General features: G+C 75.4%; 18 protein-coding genes. 5 read left to right on the forward strand and 13 right to left on the reverse strand.

Annotation, left to right across the window (positions count from 1 at the left end):
- Nucleotides 1-13 precede the first annotated feature (13 nt).
- The 9 genes from NF338_RS10135 to NF338_RS10175 all read right to left on the reverse strand — a co-directional run bounded on the left by NF338_RS10135 (nt 14) and on the right by NF338_RS10175 (nt 7,483).
- Nucleotides 14-1,108 (reverse strand): hypothetical protein, encoded by a 1,095-nt coding sequence (locus NF338_RS10135; protein WP_264030655.1) that lies wholly within the window; start codon nt 1,106-1,108, stop codon nt 14-16.
- A complete protein-coding gene (nadD, locus tag NF338_RS10140) occupies nt 1,101-1,706 on the reverse strand; it encodes a nicotinate-nucleotide adenylyltransferase (RefSeq protein WP_047233692.1) in 606 nt (201 codons plus the stop codon). Before nadD ends, NF338_RS10135 begins: the two co-directional genes overlap by 8 nt.
- Nucleotides 1,707-1,745: 39 nt before the next feature.
- A complete protein-coding gene (locus NF338_RS10145) occupies nt 1,746-1,901 on the reverse strand; it encodes a hypothetical protein (RefSeq protein ID WP_021483496.1) in 156 nt (51 codons plus the stop codon).
- A gap of 191 nt (nt 1,902-2,092) precedes the next feature.
- Nucleotides 2,093-3,439: a glutamate-5-semialdehyde dehydrogenase gene (locus tag NF338_RS10150; RefSeq protein WP_264030656.1), complete on the reverse strand. Its 1,347-nt coding sequence runs from the start codon at nt 3,437-3,439 to the stop codon at nt 2,093-2,095.
- Between the two features lie 53 nt (nt 3,440-3,492).
- Nucleotides 3,493-4,620, reverse strand: a complete 1,128-nt coding sequence (proB, locus tag NF338_RS10155; protein ID WP_264030783.1) for a glutamate 5-kinase — start codon at nt 4,618-4,620, stop codon at nt 3,493-3,495.
- A 149-nt stretch (nt 4,621-4,769) separates the two neighbouring features.
- The gene (obgE, locus tag NF338_RS10160; protein WP_264030657.1) at nt 4,770-6,290 is read right to left on the reverse strand and encodes a GTPase ObgE; all 1,521 of its coding nucleotides are present in this window, start codon (nt 6,288-6,290) and stop codon (nt 4,770-4,772) included.
- 93 nt (nt 6,291-6,383) lie between these two features.
- Entirely contained in the window at nt 6,384-6,641 is a 258-nt protein-coding gene (gene rpmA / locus NF338_RS10165; RefSeq protein ID WP_047234735.1) for a 50S ribosomal protein L27, read from the reverse strand.
- Between the two features lie 85 nt (nt 6,642-6,726).
- Nucleotides 6,727-7,047: a 50S ribosomal protein L21 gene (rplU, locus tag NF338_RS10170; protein ID WP_047234734.1), complete on the reverse strand. Its 321-nt coding sequence runs from the start codon at nt 7,045-7,047 to the stop codon at nt 6,727-6,729.
- Between the two features lie 229 nt (nt 7,048-7,276).
- Entirely contained in the window at nt 7,277-7,483 is a 207-nt protein-coding gene (locus NF338_RS10175; RefSeq protein WP_087469349.1) for a dodecin family protein, read from the reverse strand.
- A gap of 171 nt (nt 7,484-7,654) precedes the next feature.
- On the opposite strand from NF338_RS10175, the gene NF338_RS10180 reads away from it, so the two are divergent.
- On the forward strand, nt 7,655-8,311 hold the full coding sequence (locus NF338_RS10180; protein ID WP_264030658.1) for a protein-L-isoaspartate O-methyltransferase family protein: 657 nt from the start codon (nt 7,655-7,657) through the stop codon (nt 8,309-8,311).
- Here the strand turns inward: NF338_RS10180 and NF338_RS10185 are convergent.
- From NF338_RS10185 to NF338_RS10200, 4 genes are all read right to left on the reverse strand, one after another.
- On the reverse strand, nt 8,254-8,943 hold the full coding sequence (locus tag NF338_RS10185; protein WP_264030659.1) for a thymidine kinase: 690 nt from the start codon (nt 8,941-8,943) through the stop codon (nt 8,254-8,256). The two genes, NF338_RS10180 and NF338_RS10185, sit on opposite strands and share 58 nt — an antisense overlap.
- A gap of 58 nt (nt 8,944-9,001) precedes the next feature.
- A complete protein-coding gene (locus tag NF338_RS10190) occupies nt 9,002-10,492 on the reverse strand; it encodes a 5'-nucleotidase (RefSeq protein ID WP_264030660.1) in 1,491 nt (496 codons plus the stop codon).
- A 63-nt stretch (nt 10,493-10,555) separates the two neighbouring features.
- Nucleotides 10,556-11,167, reverse strand: coding sequence for a GNAT family N-acetyltransferase (locus NF338_RS10195; protein ID WP_264030661.1), 612 nt, complete (start codon nt 11,165-11,167; stop codon nt 10,556-10,558).
- Nucleotides 11,164-14,607, reverse strand: coding sequence for an Rne/Rng family ribonuclease (locus NF338_RS10200; RefSeq protein WP_264030662.1), 3,444 nt, complete (start codon nt 14,605-14,607; stop codon nt 11,164-11,166). The genes NF338_RS10195 and NF338_RS10200 overlap by 4 nt, the downstream gene beginning before the upstream one ends.
- A gap of 532 nt (nt 14,608-15,139) precedes the next feature.
- Here NF338_RS10200 and NF338_RS10205 point away from each other — a divergent pair.
- Genes NF338_RS10205 through cydC form a run of 4 tightly spaced genes read left to right on the forward strand, consistent with a single transcriptional unit; the run spans nt 15,140 to nt 21,425 of the window.
- Nucleotides 15,140-16,654 (forward strand): cytochrome ubiquinol oxidase subunit I, encoded by a 1,515-nt coding sequence (locus NF338_RS10205; RefSeq protein WP_264030663.1) that lies wholly within the window; start codon nt 15,140-15,142, stop codon nt 16,652-16,654.
- 39 nt (nt 16,655-16,693) lie between these two features.
- Nucleotides 16,694-17,806: a cytochrome d ubiquinol oxidase subunit II gene (cydB, locus tag NF338_RS10210; RefSeq protein WP_264030664.1), complete on the forward strand. Its 1,113-nt coding sequence runs from the start codon at nt 16,694-16,696 to the stop codon at nt 17,804-17,806.
- Complete coding sequence (cydD, locus tag NF338_RS10215) at nt 17,803-19,587, forward strand: thiol reductant ABC exporter subunit CydD (RefSeq protein ID WP_264030665.1); 1,785 nt, start codon at nt 17,803-17,805, stop codon at nt 19,585-19,587. The genes cydB and cydD overlap by 4 nt, the downstream gene beginning before the upstream one ends.
- Nucleotides 19,584-21,425, forward strand: a complete 1,842-nt coding sequence (cydC, locus tag NF338_RS10220) for a thiol reductant ABC exporter subunit CydC (protein WP_264030666.1) — start codon at nt 19,584-19,586, stop codon at nt 21,423-21,425. The genes cydD and cydC overlap by 4 nt, the downstream gene beginning before the upstream one ends.
- Nucleotides 21,426-21,427 lie beyond the last annotated feature (2 nt).

Genomic DNA, 21,427 nt, shown 5'->3' on the forward strand with positions numbered 1-21,427 from the left:
ATGGTGCGGCCGTTCAGCGGCCGGTGTCGAGGGTGCCGGGGTCGTCCCACGTGGACACGGCGGTCGCCGCGGCGCTCGTGTCCTCGGTGGCGAGACCCGGGTCGTCGCGCGAGACGAGCGTCCACACGAGCAGGCCGAGGACGAACGCCACGGCGACGAGGATGAGGTAGTGCAGCCATGTGTACGAGGGGCCGCGCGGCTCGTCGTCGAGGTCGTCGTCCGCCTCGTCGTCGAGCTCGTCCGCGCGGGCGCGCACACGGGGGAAGAGGTCGTCGGACGGGCCGCCGGCCGCGACGGGTGCTGCGGCCGCCGTCTCGCGCACGCCGCCGAAGGGCGAGGCGGGCTCGCGGCCCGCGCTCGCGGGCTCGGGTGCCGAGCCCGAGGTGATCGCCGACCACGGGAGCGCGGCCCCCGGGGCCTCGGCGGGCGGAGCCGCGGGCCGCGCGGCAGCCGGCGTGCGCTCGGGCGCAGGCGCGGCGGTCGCACCCCACGGAGACGGAGCGGGTGCGGGAGCCGGCGTGGCGGGGGGCGCGGCCGGTGTCGCGGCGGGGGCTGAGAAGGCCGACAGCCGCTGCGGTTGGGCGGGCGGCGCCTCGGGCGCGCCGACCCGGCCGACCGGTGCGGACCCGAAGCCGGTCACGGGGGCGGACGGCGTCGGGGGCCGGACGGGGCCGGTGGCGCCCGGCACGGCGGGTCGCGGCGTGCCCGCAGGGGGTCGAGAGCTCGTGCGCGTCGGCACGACGGGCGTCGGGGCCGGCGGTCGGATCGCGACGCGCTCCGCCGTCTCCTGCACCGGGGTGAGGCGACCCGTCTCGTCGAGACCGCGCATGCCGCCCGAGGCGGCCGGCGGGCGGACGACGGACGGCTGCGACGGGTAGTCCGTCGGACCGGTCGTCTCGCGCAGGGTGCGGCGCGACGGCGGCGGGGTCGCCGGAGCAGCGGGCCGCGCCGGGGCAGGCTGCTGCCACCCGCCGGCGCCGGGCGCCGGGGCGGGTGGAGGCGTGCCGGGCTGCGCGGACCGCTCGGCCGCGGCCGCCTGCTCGCGCTCGCGCATCTCGCGCCGCGTGAGGGGGCGGACGGGCTGCATGTTGCTGCCGTTGTCACTCATCGTGCTGACCTCGATACAAACCGTGCTTGGCGATGTACTGGACCACGCCGTCCGGAACCAGGTACCACACCGGCTGGCCCGCCTCCGCACGCCGACGGCAGTCCGTCGACGAGATGGCGAGGGCCGGGACCTCGAGCATGGTGACCACGCCCGGCGGCAGACCCTCGACGCTCAGGCTGTGGCCCGGGCGGGAGACAGCCACGAAGTGTGCCATCTTCCACAGCTCGTCGGCATCCTTCCAGGTCAGGATCTGCTCGATCGCGTCCGCACCCGTGATGAAGAACAGCTCCGCGTCCGGGCGCGCGGCCCGCAGGTCGCGCAGCGTGTCGACCGTGAAGGTCAGTCCCGGCCGGTCGACGTCGACCCGGCTCACCGTGAACCGCGGGTTCGAGGCGGTCGCGATGACCGTCATGAGGTACCGGTGCTCGGCCGGGCTGACGCTCTGGTGCTGCTTGAACGACGGCTTGCCCGTGGGGACGAACACGACCTCGTCGAGGTCGAACCGCGCCGCGGCCTCGCTCGCCGCGACGAGGTGGCCGTGGTGGATGGGGTCGAACGTGCCACCCATCACCCCCAGGCGGGGACGGCGCGGGCTCATCGGGGCGTCATCGGTCGCGGGCGCTTCCGTCGTTCGCTATCAGTGCCGCGTGCCGACGCTGCGGAACGCGTAGGTCACGAGCAGCAGGGCCACGAGCCCGCCGAACCCGAGCAGCCCGTAGGCGAGCGGCGGGATGGGCAGGTGCGACGCGGCCTCGGCGCCTTCCTCGGCGGCCAGCACGACGGCAGAGATCACGACGTCCTCCTCGAAGGTCGTCCCCGGGGCGGACGGTGTCGTGCCGCGGTCCGGGGTGGTGCGGTGGAACGGTACGCCTGCCGGGACCGGCCCGACGGCGGACCGGACGGGCTCCGGTCGCCGACCAGTCTCTCACGACCGTCCGGCGGCCCGGTCCGGCAGGTATCAGGTACTTGCCGACGAACCGCGCGTCACGGACGAACGTGACCGTCGCCGTGCACGACCCATTTCGTCGTCGTGAGCTCGGCGAGGCCCATGGGGCCGCGCGCGTGGAGCTTCTGCGTCGAGATGCCGATCTCCGCGCCGAGGCCGAACTGGCCGCCGTCGGTGAACCGCGTCGACGCGTTGACCATGATGGCGGCCGAGTCGAGCTCCGCGACGAACCGCTCCGAGGACGCGAGGTCGCGCGTGACGATCGCCTCGGTGTGCCCGGACGTCCACGTGCGGACGTGCTCGATCGCGGCGTCGAGGTCGTCGACCACGCGCACGGCGATCTCCGGCGCGAGGTACTCGGTCGCCCAGTCCTCGTCGGTGGCCGCGAGCACCTCGGTACCCTCGGGCGCGAGGCCGGCCGTGCGGTCGTCGCCGTGCACGACGACGCCGGCCGCGGTCAGCGCGGCGAGGGCGGCCGGCAGGAAGTCGGGCGCGGCGTCCGCGTGGACCAGGAGCGTCTCGGCGGCGTTGCACACGCCCACCCGCTGCGTCTTGGCGTTGAGCAGGATCTCGAGCGCCATCGCCCGGTCGGCGCTCGCGTCCACGTACACGTGGACGTTGCCGACGCCGGTCTCGATGACGGGCACGGTCGACTCACGCACCACCGTGCGGATGAGGTCGGCGCCGCCGCGCGGCACCAGCACGTCGACGAGCCCGCGCGCGTGCATGAGCGCGACGGCGCCCGGACGGCCGTGGCGGTCGATCGACTGCACGAGGTCGCCGGGAAGCCCCTGCCCCTCGAGCGCGCGGGCGAGCACGCCCACGATCACCTCGTTGGAGCTCGCGGCCGCGGAGCCGCCGCGCAGGATCACGGCGTTGCCGCTCTTCAGCGCGAGCCCCGCGGCGTCGACCGTCACGTTGGGCCGCGCCTCGTAGATCATGCCGACGACGCCCATCGGCACGCGGAGCTGGCGCAGGCGCAGCCCGTTCGGCAGCGTCGATCCGCGCACGACCTCGCCCACCGGGTCCGGCAGGCCCGCGAGGGCGCGCACCGCGTCGGCGATCGCGACGATGCGGGGGCCGTCGAGCGCGAGCCGGTCGAGCAGGCCCTCGCTCATGCCGTTCGCGCGCTCGCGCGCGAGGTCGACGGCGTTCGCGGCCACGATCTCGTCCGTCGCCGCGACGAGCGCGTCGGCGAGCGCGAGGAGCGCGGCGTCCTTGGTCGCGCGCGTGGCCGTCGCCAGGGTGCGCGAGGCGACCTTGGCGCGGCGCGCGACGTCCTCGACGGCGGTCGCGACGTCGCTCCCGGTGCCGGCTGCGGCCGGACCGGCGGGCTGGGGCTCGGTGGCGCCCGCGACGACGGGCGCGTCCTCGGTGGTGGTCATGGACCGAGCCTACGTCGGTCGGCCTCGCGCCGGGGGCGCCGTCCGACGGCCGGTCAGCGGCCCCGCTTGCGCACCAGGACGAGGTCGTCGCGGTGCACGACCTCGCGGTCGTAGCCCTCGCCCAGCTCGGCCCGCAGCTCGCCCGTCGACCGGCCGAGGAGGTCGGGGATGTCACGGGACTCGAACGCGACGAGCCCGCGGGCGACCACACGCCCGTCCGAGGCCACGAGCTCGACCGGGTCCCCGGCGTCGAACTCCCCCTCGACGGCCGTGACCCCCGCGGGCAGGAGCGACGCGCGCCCGCCCTGCACGGCCTGCACCGCGCCGTCGTCGAGGACGAGCCGACCGCGGGTTCGCGCGGCGTGCGCGAGCCAGAGCCGACGCCGGGTCGTCCGCTTGCCGGTCGCGGCGAACCAGGTCCCGACCGCGTCGCCCGCGAGCGCGGCGGCCGCGTTCTGCGCCTGGGTCAGCACCACCGGGATGCCCGTACCGGTCGCGATGGAGACGGACTCGAGCTTGGTGAGCATGCCGCCCGTCCCGACCGCGCTCCCCCGGCCCGTGACCTCGATGCCCTCGATATCGGCCGCCGAGCGCACCTCGGCGATCCGCCGCGTGCCCGGGCGTGAGGGCGGGCCGTCGTACAGGCCGTCGACGTCGGTGAGCAGCACCATCGCGTCGGCGCGCACGAGGTGGGAGACGAGCGCGGCGAGGCGGTCGTTGTCGCCGAACCGGATCTCGTCCGTCGCGACGGCGTCGTTCTCGTTGACGATCGGCACGACGCCGAGGTCGAGCAGTCGCTCGAGCGAGCGCTGGGCGTTGCGGTAGTGACCGCGGCGCACGGTGTCCTCCGCGGTGAGCAGCACCTGCCCGACGCGCAGCCCGTGCCCCGCGAACGCCTCGGTGTAGCGGGCGACGAGCATGCCCTGGCCGACCGAGGCGGTCGCCTGCGCCGTCGCGAGGTCGCGCGGTCGGCTCGCGAGCCCCAGGGGGCCGAGGCCGGCGGCGATCGCTCCGGACGTGACGAGCACGACCTGGCCGCCCGCCGCGCGTCGGGCCGCGAGCACGTCGACGAGCGCGCGCAGGGCGGTGAGATCGAGGTGCCCGTCCGGGCCCGTGAGCGAGGACGAGCCGATCTTCACCACCACGCGGTGGGCGGAGGCGATCTCGGAGCGGGAGGACAGCGCGTTCACGCGCCCATCATCGCCGCTCGCCGCTCCCGGGCGCGCAGGATTTCACGGACCAGGACGCCCCGAACCGGTTGTGGGCGGGGAATGGGCCCGGTCCCCTCGTGGGGACCGGGCCCATTCCCCGCCCACAGCGGATATCCGCGTCAGTCCGCGTCGGGGTCCGTCCACGTGCCGGCCTCGCGCTCGGTCCACAGCTCGCGACGCGCCTCGGCCTTGGCGTCCATGCGCTCGTGGTGCTCGCGACGCTTCTCCGAGCGCGTCGGGCGCAGGCGCTCGTCGAGACGGTTGTCGGAGCCGCGCGGGCCGCCGAGCAGCTCGGAGCCGGTCATGAGCGTCGGCTCCCAGTCGAAGACGACGGCGTTGGCGTCGGTGCCGATGCGCACCTCGTCACCCCCGACGGCCCCGGCGGCGAAGAGCTTCTCCTCCACGCCCAGGCGGGCGAGACGGTCGGCGAGGTAGCCGACAGCCTCGTCGTTGCTGAAGTCCGTCTGGCGCACCCAGCGCTCGGGCTTGGCGCCGCGCACCTCGAACCAGTAGTCCGTGGCCCCGCCCTTGCGCGTGACGGTGAACCCGGCCTCGTCGACGGCGCGGGGCCGCAGCACGACGCGCGTCGGCTCCGGCGCGGGCGCCTCGGCACGGGCCTTCTCGACGAGCTCGGCGAGCGCGTAGGTCAGCGGGCGCAGGCCCTCGTGGCTGGCCGTCGAGATCTCGAACACGCGCAGGCCGCGCGCCTCGAGGTCGGGCTTGACCAGGTCGGCGAGCTCGCGCGCCTCGGGCACGTCGATCTTGTTGAGGACGACGAGCCGGGGCCGCTCGGTCAGCGGCACGCGGCCGCCCTCGATGTCGAGGTCCTGGGCGTAGGCGGCGAGCTCCGCCTCGATGACGTCGAGGTCGCTGATCGGGTCGCGGCCCGGCTCGAGCGTCGCGCAGTCGAGGACGTGCACGATCACGGCGGTGCGCTCGATGTGGCGCAGGAACTCGAGCCCGAGGCCCTTGCCCTCGCTCGCGCCCGGGATGAGGCCGGGGACGTCCGCGACGGTGAACCGGGCGGAGCCCGCCTGCACGACGCCGAGGTTCGGCACGAGCGTCGTGAACGGGTAGTCGGCGATCTTGGGCCGCGCGGCCGAGATCGCGGCGACGAGCGACGACTTGCCGGCGCTGGGGTACCCGACGAGCGCAACGTCGGCGATCGTCTTCAGCTCGAGGACGACGTCCCGCTCCTCGCCCGGCTCGCCCAGCAGCGCGAAGCCCGGCGCCTTGCGGCGCGGCGACGAGAGCGCGGCGTTGCCGAGCCCGCCGCGACCGCCCTCGGCGACGACGTACTCCGCGCCGTCGCCCACGAGGTCGGCGAGGACGGCGCCGTCCGCCGTCTTGACGACGGTGCCGTCCGGCACGCGCAGGACGAGGTCCTCGCCGTTCGCGCCGTCGCGGTCGTCGCCCATGCCCTGGGTGCCCGACGTCGCGTGCCGGTGCGGCGAGTGGTGGTACTCGAGCAGCGTCGTGGTCTGCGCGTCGACCACGAGGCGCACGGTCCCGCCGTCACCGCCGTTGCCGCCGTCGGGGCCGGCGAGCGGCTTGAACTTCTCGCGACGGACCGAGGCGCACCCGTTCCCGCCGTTGCCGCCGGAGACGTGCAGGACGACACGGTCGACGAAGCTGGCCATGGAACGATCCTCTCAGAGGTGGGTGTGCGAGAAACAGCAGGAGGGGCGCACCGCGTCGGTGCGCCCCTCCTGCTCGAAGCCTGTGGCTGTCGCTCAGCCCTCGACGGCGACGATGTCGATGACCTTGCGGCCACGACGCGTGCCGAACTGGACCGCACCGGCGGCCAGGGCGAACAGCGTGTCGTCCTTGCCGCGGCCGACGTTCTCACCGGGGTGGAAGTGCGTGCCGCGCTGGCGGACGATGATCTCGCCCGACTTGACGACCTGACCGCCGAAGCGCTTCACGCCGAGGCGCTGGGCGTTGGAGTCGCGACCGTTGCGCGAGGAGCTCGCGCCCTTCTTGTGTGCCATGACGAACCTGCTTTCGTGCTGGTTGCTGAGGGAGGGTGCCGGTCGGCGCGGGCGGCCCGTGGCCGCTACCTCGCGCCGGGCGAGGTCACTTGATGCCGGTGACCTTGAGGCGGGTCAGCTGCTGACGGTGACCCTGACGACGGCGGTAACCGGTCTTGTTCTTGTACCGCAGGATCGTGATCTTCGGACCCTTCTCGTCCCGCACGACCTCGGCGGTGACCTTGACCTTCGCGAGCTTCGCCGCGTCGGTGGTCACCTTCTCCCCGTCCACCAGCAGGAGAGCGGGCAGCTCGAGGGACTCACCGACCTTGGCGGACACCCGGTCCACCACGACGATGTCGCCGACTGAAACCTTCTCCTGGCGGCCACCGGCCTTGACGATCGCGTACACCACGTTGCTGCTCATCTCTCCTAGTCTTGGCGTGCTCGTCACGGCGAGTTCGTCTTGGAGACTCCGGCCACGCCGCGGCGTGCGAGTGCGAGTCGTCCGTGGGCACACGGGACCGGCGCGCCTGGGCGCGCCGACGTTCAAGACTACGGATCCCCGGCGCGCAGGTCAAATGGCGCGTGCCGGTACCGCGCACGACGACGCGCGCGCAGGCCCGCCTCGGTCGCGACGGCCCCGGGAGGCCTTCTCACTCGAGGACGAACGTCACCTCGAGGACGACCTGCCAGGCGACGATGCGCCCGTCCTCGATGTCAACCTTCTGCTCCTTGACCCACGCGCCGGAGACGTTGCGCAACGTGCTCGCCGCGCGCTCGACCCCGACGCGGACGGCGTCCTCGAAGCTCGTGTCCGACCGCGCGCTGAGATGCGTGATCCGTGCCACCGTGCCGCTCATGCCGTGCTCCCCGGTTCCGGGCGGGCGCACCGGTGCGCCCGCGCACCTCTCGAGCATCCCGCCGCCCGCCCGGCCCCGCCACCCGGAGCGAGGGCCCCTCCGGTGCCACGCGGGCGTCCGACCGGGCAGGCGCGGCCCGGTCGTGCCTACGCTGGCCGGGGAGGTGGTCGCATGCGCTCCGCGAGCCCGCCGGGCGGCACCTCCGGTCACGCCCGGGACGCCGTCGCCGCCGCGATGCGCGTCGTGGACCGCCGCGCGTTCGTCCCCCGCGCGCAGCGCCGCTGGGCGGGCCAGGACCGCCCGCTCGCCATCGGGCACGGCCAGACGAACTCGCAGCCGTCGACCGTCGCGGCGATGCTGCGGCTGCTCGACGTCGCCCCCGGGGACGGGGTGCTCGACGTCGGGTCCGGCTCCGGGTGGACGACGGCGCTGCTCGCCGTCCTCGTCGGGCCGGCGGGACACGTGCTGGGGGTCGAGCGCGACCCCGACCTCGCCGCGTGGGGCGCGGCGAACCTCGCGACGGCGCACTCGCCGTGGGCGCGCATCGTGACGGCGCCGCGGGGGGTGCTCGGCACGCCGGGCGAGCGCTACGACCGGATCCTCGTGTCCGCCGCGGCCGACACGCTCCCCGAGGCCCTCGTGGGCCAGCTCGCGCCGGGCGGCCGCATGGTGATCCCCATCCGGCACACGATGGTGCTCGTCGAGGCCGCGCCGAGCGTGCCCGGCGAGCCCGACGAGCCCGGCCGCGTCCGCCTCAGCGAGCACGGTTCCTACTCGTTCGTCCCGCTCGTCGAGGACCCGCCCGGCCCGACCGGGTCGCCCGGCTGAGACCGCCACGGCGCCCCGGGCAGGTGCGCGCGGCAGCGCGCCTCGTAGCTCTCCGCGCCGCCGACGTGCGCCGCTGCCGGGACGAGCGGGTCGTGCGACCCCGGACCTGCCGCGACGGCCTCCGGCGCCACCCGTACGTGGAACGCCGCGTCCTCGCCGCACACCGCGCACACGGCCGTGAGCTTGTCGACGCGCTCGGCGAGGGCCGCGAGCGTGGGCAGGGGCTCGAACGGGCGTGCGTCGAACGTCACGTCGAGCCCCGCGACGACCACCACCACCCCGTCGTCCGCGAGGCGCTGGACGACGTCGACGAGGTCCGGCCCGAAGAAGTGGGCCTCGTCGACCGCGACGAGGTCGAGCGGGGCGCCGTCGCGCACCAGGCGCGCGAGGTCGGCCGCGTCGCGGGCCGTCCGCGACGGGATCGCCAGACCGGAGTGCGAGCTCACCGTGCCGGTCCCCCGCCGGGTGTCGAGGACGTGGCCGACCACCTCGACCCGTCGTCCCGCGACCTCGGCGCGGCGCACCCGGCGCAGCAGCTCCTCGGTCTTGCCCGCGAACATGGGGCCGCACACCACCTCGACCCGCCCGCCCGCGCGAGGCGAGGCGTCCGGGAGTCGCGCGGCGCCGCTCATGCGAGCAGTGAACCACCGACGCACCGGCGCCGCGCGACGCGGAGCCGATGCCGCCCGGTCAGTGGTGCCGGGCCGAGCCGTTCGACGGCGGGCGGACGGGGAGCGGCTTGGGCTCCCCCGCCGGGCCGAGGACCGAGACGCGGTCAGGCGCGCCGGGGCGGGCGACGTCGCGACGCCTGAGGAGCGTGGTCCCGGGCGACCCGGGACCCTCGGCGTCGGAGGCACGGCCCGCGGGCTCCGCGGTCACCGCCGCCGGGGGCGCGGTGTCCCCGGCGTCTGCTGGGGCGGCAGGAGCCACCGGGGCGGGTGCGGGGTCGCGCCGCTCGACGTCGCGCGCAGGCTCCGCGACCGGCGCGACCGTCGCCCCTGCGGCGATCCCGGCGAGGCCCGCCCCGCCGACGCCCGGGACGGAGCGCACGAGCGGGAGCTCGCGCGTGCCGGTGCCCGCGGGACGCGCGGACTCCTGGGCGCGCTCCCGCGCCGGCTCCTCCTCGGCGTCGCGCTCCCCCGAGGGCGCGGCGGGAGCGGGCGGAGTCGCGGCCTCGCGCCGCGCGGGCGCGGGCGGGACGACGTCGGCCGGCCGGGTGCCGCGGGCACCGAGCGCCGGGTCGGCGGGCAGGATGCCACGGTTGAGCTCGCCGTAGGGCACGTGGACCGACGGGGCGACGCGTCGTGCGGCCTCGACGACGGCCCGCTGGTCGTCGAAGAAGATGTGCGGGCGCAGCACCTCGAGCACGCCGTCCTTGTCCACGCCGCCCAGGAAGAACGCGTCGTCGACGGTGACGCCCCAGGACGACAGCGTCGCGACCGCGCGCTCGTGGGCCGGGGCGGACCGCGCCGTGACGAGCGAGACGTGCACGCGCGGCTGGTACGACGCGTCGGCCGCCTGCCGCTCGCGCTCGACGACCTGGACGCGGTGGATGCCGACGAGGAGCTCGCGCAGCGGGCCGCGCCCGAGCGGGACGTCGGCGTTGAGCTCCTCGTGCTCGCGGAACGACGCGAGGCCGCCGTCCTGGAAGCGGCGCTCCGACGAGTCGTCCGCGAGCACGCCGTCGAAGTCGAACGCGATGCGCAGCTCGTCGCCGGCCTCGTCCGCGAACGTCGGGTCCAGCACGTACCCGGCCGGCAGGCCGAGGTCGACCGCGTCGCGCACGGACCGCTCGTCGGCGGAGAGGAACAGGTCGACGTGCAGCGGCCGGATGAACTCGTGCGGGCTGCGGCCCTGGCGGAAGACGGCGCGCGTGATGTCGAGGTCATGGTGCCGGATCGAGCGCATGACCCGCAGGCCCGTCTCCGGCGAGTTGCGTGACATGACGATGACCTCGACGAGCGGGTCGTCCGCCGCTGGCGCCAGGTCGTTCAGCGCGAGCAGACGGCGCACGAACCCGAAGGCGACGCCCGGGGCCAGCGCGTCGTCGCGATGGCGCTCCTGGAAGTCGCGGTACGCCGCCTCCCCCTGCGTACGGAACACGCGGTCGGACTCGGTGAGGTCGAACAGTGCGGACGAGGCGACGCCGACGACGAGGCGGCCAGAGAGGTCGTAACCCATGGCGGCATGATGCCAGGTGCAGGTGACGGGGACGAAGACGCCTCTGAGCCGGTCACGAGCCGGTCAGGCCCGGAGGGCCCACTCCCGGCGCAGGACGCCCAGGACGACCGCGTCGTACCGCGCGCCGTCGACGACGCGCGCGTCGCGGAACCGGCCCTCCTCGACGAGACCGAGCGCTCGGCCGGCGCCGAGCATCGCGGCGTTCCCGGACCACGTCGCGAGGTCGAGGCGGACCCAGTCAGTCACCGAGAACAGGTAGGTGATCCACGCGCCGAGCGCGTCGCGGCCCAGGCCGCGGCCGCGCACCGCGGGGTCGTAGAGGCCGATGCCCACGCGCGCCCACTGCGTCTCCGCCGACTCCCAGTACCAGGAGCACGTCCCGACGAGCCGGTCCTCCTCGTCGGCGACCACGACGCGCCGCGGCGGGAGGCCGTCGTCGGCCAACCCGTCCGGGCGGGCTGCCTGGCCGGCGGCCGCGCGCGCGAGGCGCGCCACCGCCGCGTCGGACGCGGCGTCGTCGGGCACGGGGTAGTACGGCCCGTCCCACCGGTGCCACTCGTGCTCCGGGCGCAGCCACGCGCGGTACGCGGCGAGGTCGTCCGCGCGCCACCCGCGCAGGCGGGCGCGGGCCCCGGCGGCGTACAGCGGTACGCCGCCGGGTGCGGCCCCCGTCACTCCTCGCCGGGCTCCGCGTGCGCGTCGTCCGCGGGGATCGACGCGGGGTCCGCGCCGTCGTGCTCGTGCTCGTGAGCGTGCGCCGCGGCCGCGGCGATCGTCGCGAGCGTGGCCTTCACGGCCGCACGCGCCTCCGAGGTGACCTCCGGGAGCACCGGGACGGCCGCCTGCGGGAGGGTGATCGCGGTGTCCTTGGCCGCCGTGGTGCCGGAGCCCGACCCTCGCTTGCGGCGCGACCGCGAGCGGCCGGCCTCGGCCGGCTCCTCGACGGCAGGGCTGCTGCCCGTGCCGCTGCCGTGGTCGTGACCCCCACGACCGTTGCCGCCCGACTTCTCGATCGGGTCGGTGTGCACGATGAACCCGCGCCCGTGGCAGTGCTCGCACGTCTCGCTGAACGCCTCGACGAGCCCCTGGCCGACGCGCTTGCGCGTCATCTGCACGAGCCCGAGCGACGTGACCTCGGCGACCTGGTGCTTGGTCCGGTCGCGGCCCAGGCACTCGACGAGGCGACGCAGCACGAGGTCACGGTTGGACTCGAGCACCATGTCGATGAAGTCGATGACGATGATGCCGCCGATGTCGCGCAGCCGGAGCTGGCGGACGATCTCCTCGGCCGCCTCCAGGTTGTTGCGCGTCACCGTCTCCTCGAGCGTGCCGCCCGAGCCGGTGAACTTGCCCGTGTTGACGTCGACGACGGTCATCGCCTCGGTGCGGTCGATGACGAGCGAGCCACCGGAGGGCAGCCAGACCTTGCGGTCCATCCCCTTGGCGAGCTGCTCGTCGACGCGGTGCACCGTGAAGACGTCCTGCGTGCCCGTCCACTTCGAGACGCGCTCGCGCAGGTCCGGCGCGAGCTCCTCGACGTACGAGGAGATCTCGCTCCACGCACCGTCGCCCTCGACGACGAGCGAGCTGAAGTCGTCGTTGAAGATGTCGCGGACCACGCGGATCGCGAGGTCGGGCTCGCCCTGGAGGAGCGCCGGCGCCGAGGCGCTCTTCGACTTCCTCTCGATGGCCTCCCACTGCCCGCGCAGCCGCTCGACGTCGGCGCGCAGCTCCTCCTCGCTCGCGCCCTCGGCGGCGGTGCGCACGATGACGCCCGCGCCGTCGGGCACGACCTCCTTGAGGATCTTCTTGAGGCGGTTGCGCTCCGTGTCGGGCAGCTTGCGGCTGATGCCCGTCATGCCGCCGCCCGGCACGAACACGAGGTAGCGGCCCGCGAGCGTGATCTGCGACGTGAGGCGGGCGCCCTTGTGCCCGATCGGGTCCTTGGTCACCTGGACGAGCACGGAGTCGCCCGACTTGAGCGCCTGCTCGATGCGGCGCGGCTGGCCCTCGAGCCCGGCCGCGTCCCAGTTCACCTCGCCCGCGTACAGCACGGCGTTGCGGCCCTTGCCGACGTCGATGAACGCCGCCTCCATGCTGGGCAGCACGTTCTGGACCCGGCCCAGGTAGACGTTGCCCGCCATGGACGCCTGCGACTGCTGGGAGACGTAGTGCTCGACGAGCACCCCGTCCTCGAGCACGGCGATCTGCGTCCGGCCCGCGCGCTCGCGCACGACCATCGACCGCTCGACCGCCTCACGGCGCGCGAGGAACTCCGCCTCGGTGATGATCTGGCGGCGACGCCCCGCGTCCCGGCCCTCACGGCGGCGCTGGCGCTTCGCCTCCAGGCGCGTCGATCCCTTGAGCGCCGTGACCTCGTCGGCCAGGCTGCGCTCGCGCGGCCGCGAACGGGTCGAGGAGCTCTCGCCGCTCTCGCCCCGCCCACCGCGGCGGCGACGGCGGCGACGGCGGCTGCTGCCCGCCTCGTCCTCGCCGGGCTCGGCGTCGGCGGAGTCGTGCTCGGTCTCGTCGGCCTCGGCGTCCGCGCCGGTGTCGGCCGGCTCGTCGCCCTCGGCGGGGGTCTCGTCGCTCTCGTCCTGCTCGCGACCCGCGTCCGGACGACCGCGGCGACCGCGGCCACCACGGCGACGGCGACGGCGAGGACCGGACTCGGCCTCGTCGGACGCGGCCTGGTCCTCGGGCTCGTCGGGCTCGGCCTCGTCCAGGTCGACGAAGTCCTCCGGGCCGAACGCGTCGTCGGGGAGCTCGACCCCCTCGGCGACGAGCTCCGACTCGATGGCCTCGATCTCCTCGACGGCCGCAGCGTCCTCGCCCGTGAGCGCGACCTCGACCGTCACGTCCTCCGGGCGCTCCGGCGCCACCGGGGCGGCCGCGGACTTCTTCGGGGACCGCTCGCGCGGCTCGACCACGACGGGAGCTGCCTCGGCCGCAGGGGTCGGCTCGACGTGACGCGGCGGGCCGGCCGGGCTCTGGGCGCGGCGGGGTCGGCGCGGCGCGGCCGCGGGATCGGGCGCCTGGAAGAGCAGGGCGGTCGTCGCGAGCCGCGGCGTGCTCGTGCCCGCACCGGTCGCGGCGGGCGAGACGGGCGCCCCGGGAGCGGCCGCGGGCGCCGGTGCGTCGCTGGACGTCGCCTCCGCCGCCTCCTGCGGCTCGAGCACGGCCTCGGCCGTGGCCGCCTTCGAGGTCGCGCGGCGCGAGCGGCGCGCGGGCTTCTTCGGCGCATCCTGGGGGGCGGGCGCGTCCGCCTCGGCGGGCGGCACGGTCGCCTCGGCGGCGACGGTCGGCGCGTCGGCGGTCGGCGTCGCCTCCGCGGCAGGAGCCTCCGCCGCGGGGGCCGTCGTGGTCGGGGCACCGGCCGCGGCGGTCGCGCGGCGCGAGCGGCGCGCGGGCTTCTTCTCCGCGGGAGCCTCGGTCGCGGCACCGACGGGCTCTGCGGCCTCGGCAGGCGCGGCCTCCGGCGCCTCGATCACCTTCGCGTCCACCGTCGCGTCGTCCGCCGGGGCCGCCTTGCGCGTCGTCCGGGTGCGCTTGGTCTTGCGCGGCGCGTCGGTCGTGCCGAGCAAGGCGTCCGCGTCCGGGCCGGCGGTCGCGGGAGGCGCCTGCTCCGCGGCGGGGGCCGCGCTCAGCCCGAACTCCGAGAGCACGTCGAGCGGGGCGTCGGGCGCGGTGGTCGCGGGCTTCCTCGCGCCGCCCTGGGCGCGGCGCGCGGTGCGGCCACGGCCCTTCGCTGCGGTCGCCTCCGGTGCCGCCTCGGGCTCGGAGGTCACCGCGGCGTCGTCGACCGCGGGCTCGGCGGACGCGGACGTGGTCCGGGTCGCGCGGCGCGAGCGGCGCGCGGGCTTCTCCTCGGCCGCGTCGGGGACTGCCGGCGCGGCGGCCGGGTTCGAGTCCGCGAGCGCCGCGGGCGCCTCGGCGGAGGCGGTCGCACCCCCGGCCGTCGCGACCGGCGCCTGGGGCGGCGCCGCGCTGCGCGTGGCGCGGCGGCGGGCGGGCTTGCGCCCGGCCGGAGTCGAGCTCTCGGCCCGGTCGGGGGCCGCCGCGGCGTCCGCCGTCGACTCGGAGGGGGTGTTGTCGGAAGTGCTGTCGAGCGTCACGCGTCGTGCTCCTGCTGCCACAGGGACCGCCCCGCACCGTGCGGCCCCTCGGGGCGGTCGGTCGTCGCTCGTGACGAGCGCACCGGAGCGCGTCGTCCGGCGACGGAAGTCGTCGGCCACGGTCGCGGTCCGCGTGCGCGGCGCGGGCGCCTGCCACCGGGCCCTTCGCCCCGGTCGGCGCTCCGACTGCCGCGGTCCGCTGGTGCCGCGATCTCGTGCTCGTCGGGAGGGCGATGCGGTGCCCACCCGGCTCCGCCCAGTATCGCACAGGGGCGCGAACGAACCTGGGCGACACGCACCGCGCCCCGGGCCGCGGGTCCCGGCAGATCAGGACCATGGTCCCGGAGGCTTGTGAACATAGTCACAAGCGGTCGATTTTCAGCACTTGGCGTCATCTCCCGCCCTGCTGATGGGGCAGATTGGGCCTACCGTCGGAGCATGGGCGGTCCTCCCCCGGACCGTCCTGACCGGCGTCGTAGCTCAGCACCTCCCCCTGAAGCCCGCCGACCCGTCGGCCCCCCGAGGAGCGCACGTGGAAGCCCTGGATCTCGCCCGGTGGCAGTTCGCCATCACGACCGTCTACCACTTCATCTTCGTCCCGTTGACCATCGGGCTGGCACCCCTCGTCGCGATCATGCAGACGGCCTGGGTCCGCACCGGCAACGAGCGGTGGCTGCGCCTGACCAAGTTCTTCGGCAAGCTCCTGCTCATCAACTTCGCGCTCGGCGTCGTCACCGGCATCGTGCAGGAGTTCCAGTTCGGCATGAACTGGAGCGAGTACTCGCGCTTCGTCGGCGACGTGTTCGGTGCGCCGCTCGCGATGGAGGCGCTCGCCGCGTTCTTCATCGAGTCGACGTTCCTCGGGCTGTGGATCTTCGGCTGGGACCGCCTCAACAAGAAGGTGCACCTCGCGTGCATCTGGGCCGTGGCGATCGCGACGAACCTCTCCGCGTTCTTCATCCTCGCCGCGAACTCGTGGATGCAGCACCCGGTCGGCGCGATCTTCAACCCCGAGACCGGGCGCGCCGAGATGAACGACATCGGCGCCGTCCTCACGAACAACACGCTGTGGGCCGCGTTCCCGCACCAGATCACGGCGACCTTCCTCACCGCGGGCACGTTCGTCACGGGCATCGCGGCCTGGTGGATGGTCCGCCTCGTGCGCACACGCAAGGCGGAGAACGTCGAGCTCGCGCGCGACGTCTACCGCCCGGCCGTCACGCTCGGCGTCATCGCCATGCTCGTCGGCGGGCTCGGGGTCGCCGTCTCCGGCGACATCCAGGGCAAGATCATGTACGAGCAGCAGCCCGGCAAGATGTCGTCGGCCGAGGCGCTCTGCCAGGGCTCGGAGGGTGCCGCGTTCTCCATCCTCACGATCGGCGACCTGTCGAACTCGTGCGAGAACGTCCGGCACCTCATCGAGATCCCCGGTCTCGCGTCCTACCTCGGCACCGGCCACTTCTCCGGGCCGGAGAGCTACCTGCCCGGCGTCGAGGACGTCCAGGAGCAGATGACCGAGCGCTACGGCGACGTCACCGCCACCGGCGACCCCGTCACGTACACGCCGAACCTCGCGATGACCTACTGGTCCTTCCGGCTCATGATCGGCATGGCCGCCGGCTCCGTGCTCCTCGCGCTCATGGCGCTGTGGCTCACCCGCAAGGGCCGTGTCACCGACAACGTGTGGTTCGCGCGCGTCGGGCTCATCGCCATCCCCATGCCGTTCCTCGCGAACTCGTTCGGCTGGATCTTCACCGAGATGGGCCGCCAGCCGTGGGTCGTCGCCCCGAACCCCACGGGCATCGACCAGATCCGCCTGCTCACCGAGCGGGGCGTGTCCACGGTGGTGAGCCCCGGTGTCGTCCTGACGTCGATGATCGTCTTCACGCTCCTGTACGGCGCGCTCGCGGGCGTCTGGTTCACGCTCATGCGCCGCTACGCGATCGAGGGGGTACCGCTGGTGGTGCACGACGAGTCGCCCGAGGCGCAGGAGCCGCCCGACGACGGCACCGAGGCCGCAGACCGCCCGCTGTCCTTCGCGTACTGACGCGCCCGGACCCGTCCAGAATCTCAGGAGAACACCACCGTGGATCTCGCCGTCGTCTGGTTCGTGCTCATCGCGGTCCTGTGGACCGGCTACCTCGTGCTCGAGGGCTTCGACTTCGGGGTCGGCATGCTGCTGTCGATCCTCCCGCGCGGCGACAAGGAGCACCGCGAGAAGGAGCGCCGCGTCCTCATCAACACCATCGGCCCCGTCTGGGACGGGAACGAGGTCTGGCTGCTCACCGCGGGCGGCGCGACCTTCGCCGCCTTCCCCGAGTGGTACGCGACCCTCTTCTCCGGCTTCTACCTGCCGCTCCTGCTCATCCTCGTCGCGCTCATCGTGCGCGGCGTGGCGTTCGAGTACCGCGGCAAGATCCGCGACGAGGGCTGGGCGCGGCGCTGCGACGTCGCGATCCAGGTCGGGTCGTGGGTGCCCGCCGTGCTGTGGGGCGTCGCGTTCGCCAACCTCGTGCGCGGCGTGCAGCTCGACGCCGACCACCAGTTCGTGGGCGGCTTCTTCTCCCTCCTGTCCCCGTTCGCGCTCCTCGGCGGCCTGGTGACGCTGAGCCTGTTCCTGCTCCACGGTTCCGTGTTCGTCGCCCTGAAGACCGACGGCGAGATCCGCGCCCGGGCCCGGCAGCACGCCTCGGTCTTCGGCGTCGCGGCGCTCGTGCTCGCGGGCGGCTGGGCCGTGTGGGCCCAGGTCGCCTACTCCGTCCCCTGGACGTGGGCCGCCGTCGTGCTCGCGGCGGGCGGCCTCGTGGCGGCGCTCGTCGCCAACCGCCGGGGCGCCGAGGGCTGGGCGTTCACGGCCTCCGCGGTGACGATCGTCGCGGCCGTCGTCCTGATCTTCGGGTCGATGTACCCGGACGTCATGCCCGCCGTCGACCCGGCGAACTCGCTGACGATCCACAACGCGTCGTCCACCGACTACACGCTGACCGTGATGACGTGGGTCGCGGTGATCCTCACGCCGCTCGTCATCGCCTACCAGTCGTGGACCTACTGGGTGTTCCGGCGCCGTCTGTCGACCACGGACATCCCCGCGCCCGCCGGTCTCTCGCTCAAGAAGGTCCGCGAGGCGGCGTTCGGCGGGGCGTCGTCGGGCGGCTCGGCGGGCCGCGACCTCGGGACCGGCGGGTCGGGAGACGCGTGAAGCCGCTCGACCCGCGGCTCCTGCGCCACGCGCGGGCCGCGCGAGGGTACGTCGTCCTGACGGCGGTGCTGGGGTTCGCCACGGCGGCCCTGGTGGTCGCCCAGGCGGTCGTCCTCGCGTCGGTCCTCGCGCCGGCGATCCAGGGGACGGCCGACCTGGCCGACCTCGGGCCGCGGGTCGGGCTGCTCGCCGGGGTCGTCGCGGCCCGGGCGGCGACGTCCTGGGCGCAGGAGCGGTTCGCGCTGCGCGCCGCGACGCGCACGGTGGCCGAGCTGCGCGAGCAGGTCGTCACGCACGCGGTGGCCCTCGGGCCGCGCTGGCTCGCGTCGGGGCGCGGACCCGAGGTCGCGACGCTCGCGACGCGCGGGCTCGACGCCCTCGAGCCGTACATGGTGCGCTACCTGCCCCAGCTGCTGCTCGCCGCGACGGTCACGCCCGCGACGCTCGCCGTCGTGCTCGGGCTCGACTGGGTCTCGGCGGTGATCATCGCCGTGACCATCCCCCTCGTCCCGATCTTCATGGTCCTCGTCGGGCGGCTCACGGCCGGGACCTCAGAACGGCGCCTCGTCGTCATGCAGCGGCTCGGCGCACAGGTCCTCGACCTGCTCGCCGGCCTGCCGACTCTCCTCGCGTTCGGGCGCGCGCGCGGCCCGGAGCGGCGCGTGCGCGCACTGGGCGAGGCCAACCGGCGCGCGACCATGGGCACGCTGCGCATCGCCTTCCTCTCGGGCATGGTCCTCGAGCTCCTCACGACGCTCTCCGTCGCGGTCGTCGCGGTGGGCGTCGGGCTGCGCCTCGTGCACGGCGGCATGGAGCTCGAGCCCGCGCTCGCGGTGCTCGTGCTCGCGCCCGAGGTCTACCTGCCGCTGCGCCAGGTCGGGCTGCACTTCCACGCGTCGACCGACGGCATCGCCGCGGCGGAGCAGGCGTTCGCGGTGCTCGACGAGGAGGCTCCCCAGCCCGGGACGACCCCCGCACCCGCGCTCGCCGGCGCCACCCTGGCCCTGCACGCCGTGAGCGTCCGGGCGGGTGACCGTGCCGTGCTCGCGCCCGCCGACCTCGACCTCACGCTCCGGTTCGAGGGGTCGGGCCGCGTCGTCGCCCTCACCGGCCCGAGCGGGGCGGGCAAGACGACGTCCGCGCTCGTCCTCCTCGGCCTCGTCCGCCCCGACGGGGGCTCCGTCACCCTGACCGCTCCGGGCACCGGGCCGCTCGACCTCACCGACGTCGACCCGGCGACGTTCTGGGCCCAGGTCGCCTGGCTGCCCCAGCGGCCCGCCCTCGCCCCGGGCCGGCTGCGCGACGTCGTCGCCGGCGGCCTGCCCGTGAGCGACGCCGACCTCGACCGCGCCGCCCGCACCGCCGGCCTCGACGCCGTGCTCGCGACGCTGCCCGGCGGGTGGGACACCGAGGTCGGGCGCGGCGGCGTCGGCCTCAGCGTGGGACAACGCCAGCGCGTCGCGCTCGCCGCAGCCCTGCTCGGCGACCCCGCGCGCGTCCCGCTCGTCGTGCTGGACGAGCCGACGGCCCACCTCGACGCCCGCGGCGAGCAGGTCGTGCTCGACGCCGTGCGGGCCTTCCGCGACCAGGGCAGGACGGTCGTCGTCATCGCGCACCGGGCCTCGCTCGTCCGCGCCGCGGACGACGTCGTCGAGGTCCGCTCGACACCGCTCGACGATCCTCCGGCTCCCGCGGACGGCGGGACCGACGACGCGGCCGCGCTCGCCGCCGCACCCGCACCCGCAGCCGCAGCCGCAGCCGCCGAGAGGAGGCACCCGTGACGGCGCCCCGTGACCGCCTCGCGAACGACCCGCTGTGGCGCGCCGTCGGGCTGCTCGACGTGCGCTGGCGCCGCGTCGTGTGGGCCGTCGTGCTCGGCACGCTCTCGCTCGGCAGCGCCGTCGGCCTCGCGGCCGTCGCCGCCTGGCTCATCGCGCGCGCCTCGCAGATGCCGCCCGTCCTCACGCTCTCCGTCGCGGTCGTCGGCGTCCGCGCCTTCGGCATCTCGCGCGGCGTCTTCCGCTACCTCGAACGCCTCGCCTCGCACGACGTCGCGCTGCGCGGCATGGCCGCGCTGCGCGCGAACCTCTACACCGCCCTCGCGGAGGGCTCGCCCGGCGCGCTCGTCGGGCTGCGCCGCGGCGACCTGCTCGCCCGGGTCGGGGCCGACGTCGACGCGGTGGGCGACGTCGTCGTGCGCGCGCTCGTCCCGGCCGGCGTGGCGCTCGCGATCTCCGTCGGCTCCGTCGTGCTCGTCGGGGCGTTCCTGCCCGCAGCGGGCGTCGCGCTCGCGCTGTGCCTGCTCCTCGCCGCGGTCGTCGCGCCGTGGCTCTCGGCCCGCTCGGCGCGCGAGGTCGAGGCGCGCGGCGCGACGGCGCGCGCGGCGATGACCGCGACGACGCTCGAGATCCTCGAGCAGTCCGGCCCGCTCGCGGTCTCCGGTCGTCTCGACGCGCGCCTGGACGATCTCCGCGCGACGGACCGCGCCCTCGCCCGCGTGACCGACGACGGCGCCCGCCCCGCCGGGGTGGCCGCCGGGATCGCCGCGCTCGCGGTCGGCCTCGCGGTGCTCGCGTCGCTCCTCCTCGGCATCCCTGCAGTGACGGCCGGGACGCTCGCGCCCGTGGAGCTGTCCGTCATCGTGCTCACTCCGCTCGCGGTGTTCGAGGCCGCGAACGCCCTGCCCGCCGCCGCCGTCCAGCTCCACCGCTCGCGCCAGGCGGCGGCGCGCGTCGTCGGGCTCCTCGACGGCTCCGCGGGGCGCGCCACCACGAACGCCCGCACCGCGGTCGCGTCCGTCCCCGGTCCGGCGGAGCCGTCGTCCACCGAGCAGGCGTCGCTCGTGCTCGACGACGTCGCAGCAGGCTGGCCGGGCACGGCGCGCGTCGTCGTGGCGGGCGTGGACCTCGACCTCCGCCCCGGGCGCGCGGTCGCCGTCGTCGGGCCGTCCGGCGTCGGCAAGACGACGCTGCTCGCCACGGCCGCCGGGCTCGTCCCCGCGCTCGCGGGCCGGGTGGCGCTCGACGGTGCCGACGTCGGCGCGCTCCCCCGCGAGGACGCGGCGCGCGGCGTCGTGCTCGTCGCCGAGGACGGGCACGTCTTCGACACGACGGTGCTGGAGAACGTGCGCGTCGCGCGGGGCGACGTCACGGCTGAGGAGGCCGCGGCGACGCTGCACGACGTCGGCCTGGACGCCTGGCTCGCCGCGCTGCCGGACGGCGTCGGGACGCTGCTGGGTCCGGACGCCACGACCGTGTCCGGTGGCGAGCGTCGTCGTCTGCTCGTCGCGCGCGCGCTGCTGTCACCGGCGCCGCTGCTGCTGCTCGACGAGCCGGCCGAGCACCTCGACGCGGCCGGCGCCGACGCGCTCGTGCGGCACCTCGTCGCGACGACCCGCGCACCGGGGGCCGCGTCGGCCGGGGGCGGTCGGCGCGGCGTCGTCCTCGCGACGCACCGGCTCAGCGCGCTGGAGGCGGTCGACGAGGTGCTGCTCCTCGGAGTCCCCGAGGGCACCGGCGACGGCCCGGCACGCGTGGTCGCGCGCGGTACGCACGCCGACCTGCTCGGGCTCCCCGCCTACCGGTGGGCGCTCGACCAGGAGGCGCCCGCATCGCGGTAGTC

The organism is Cellulosimicrobium sp. SH8 (genome assembly GCF_025818875.1).
Lineage (GTDB): Bacteria > Actinomycetota > Actinomycetes > Actinomycetales > Cellulomonadaceae > Cellulosimicrobium > Cellulosimicrobium cellulans_D.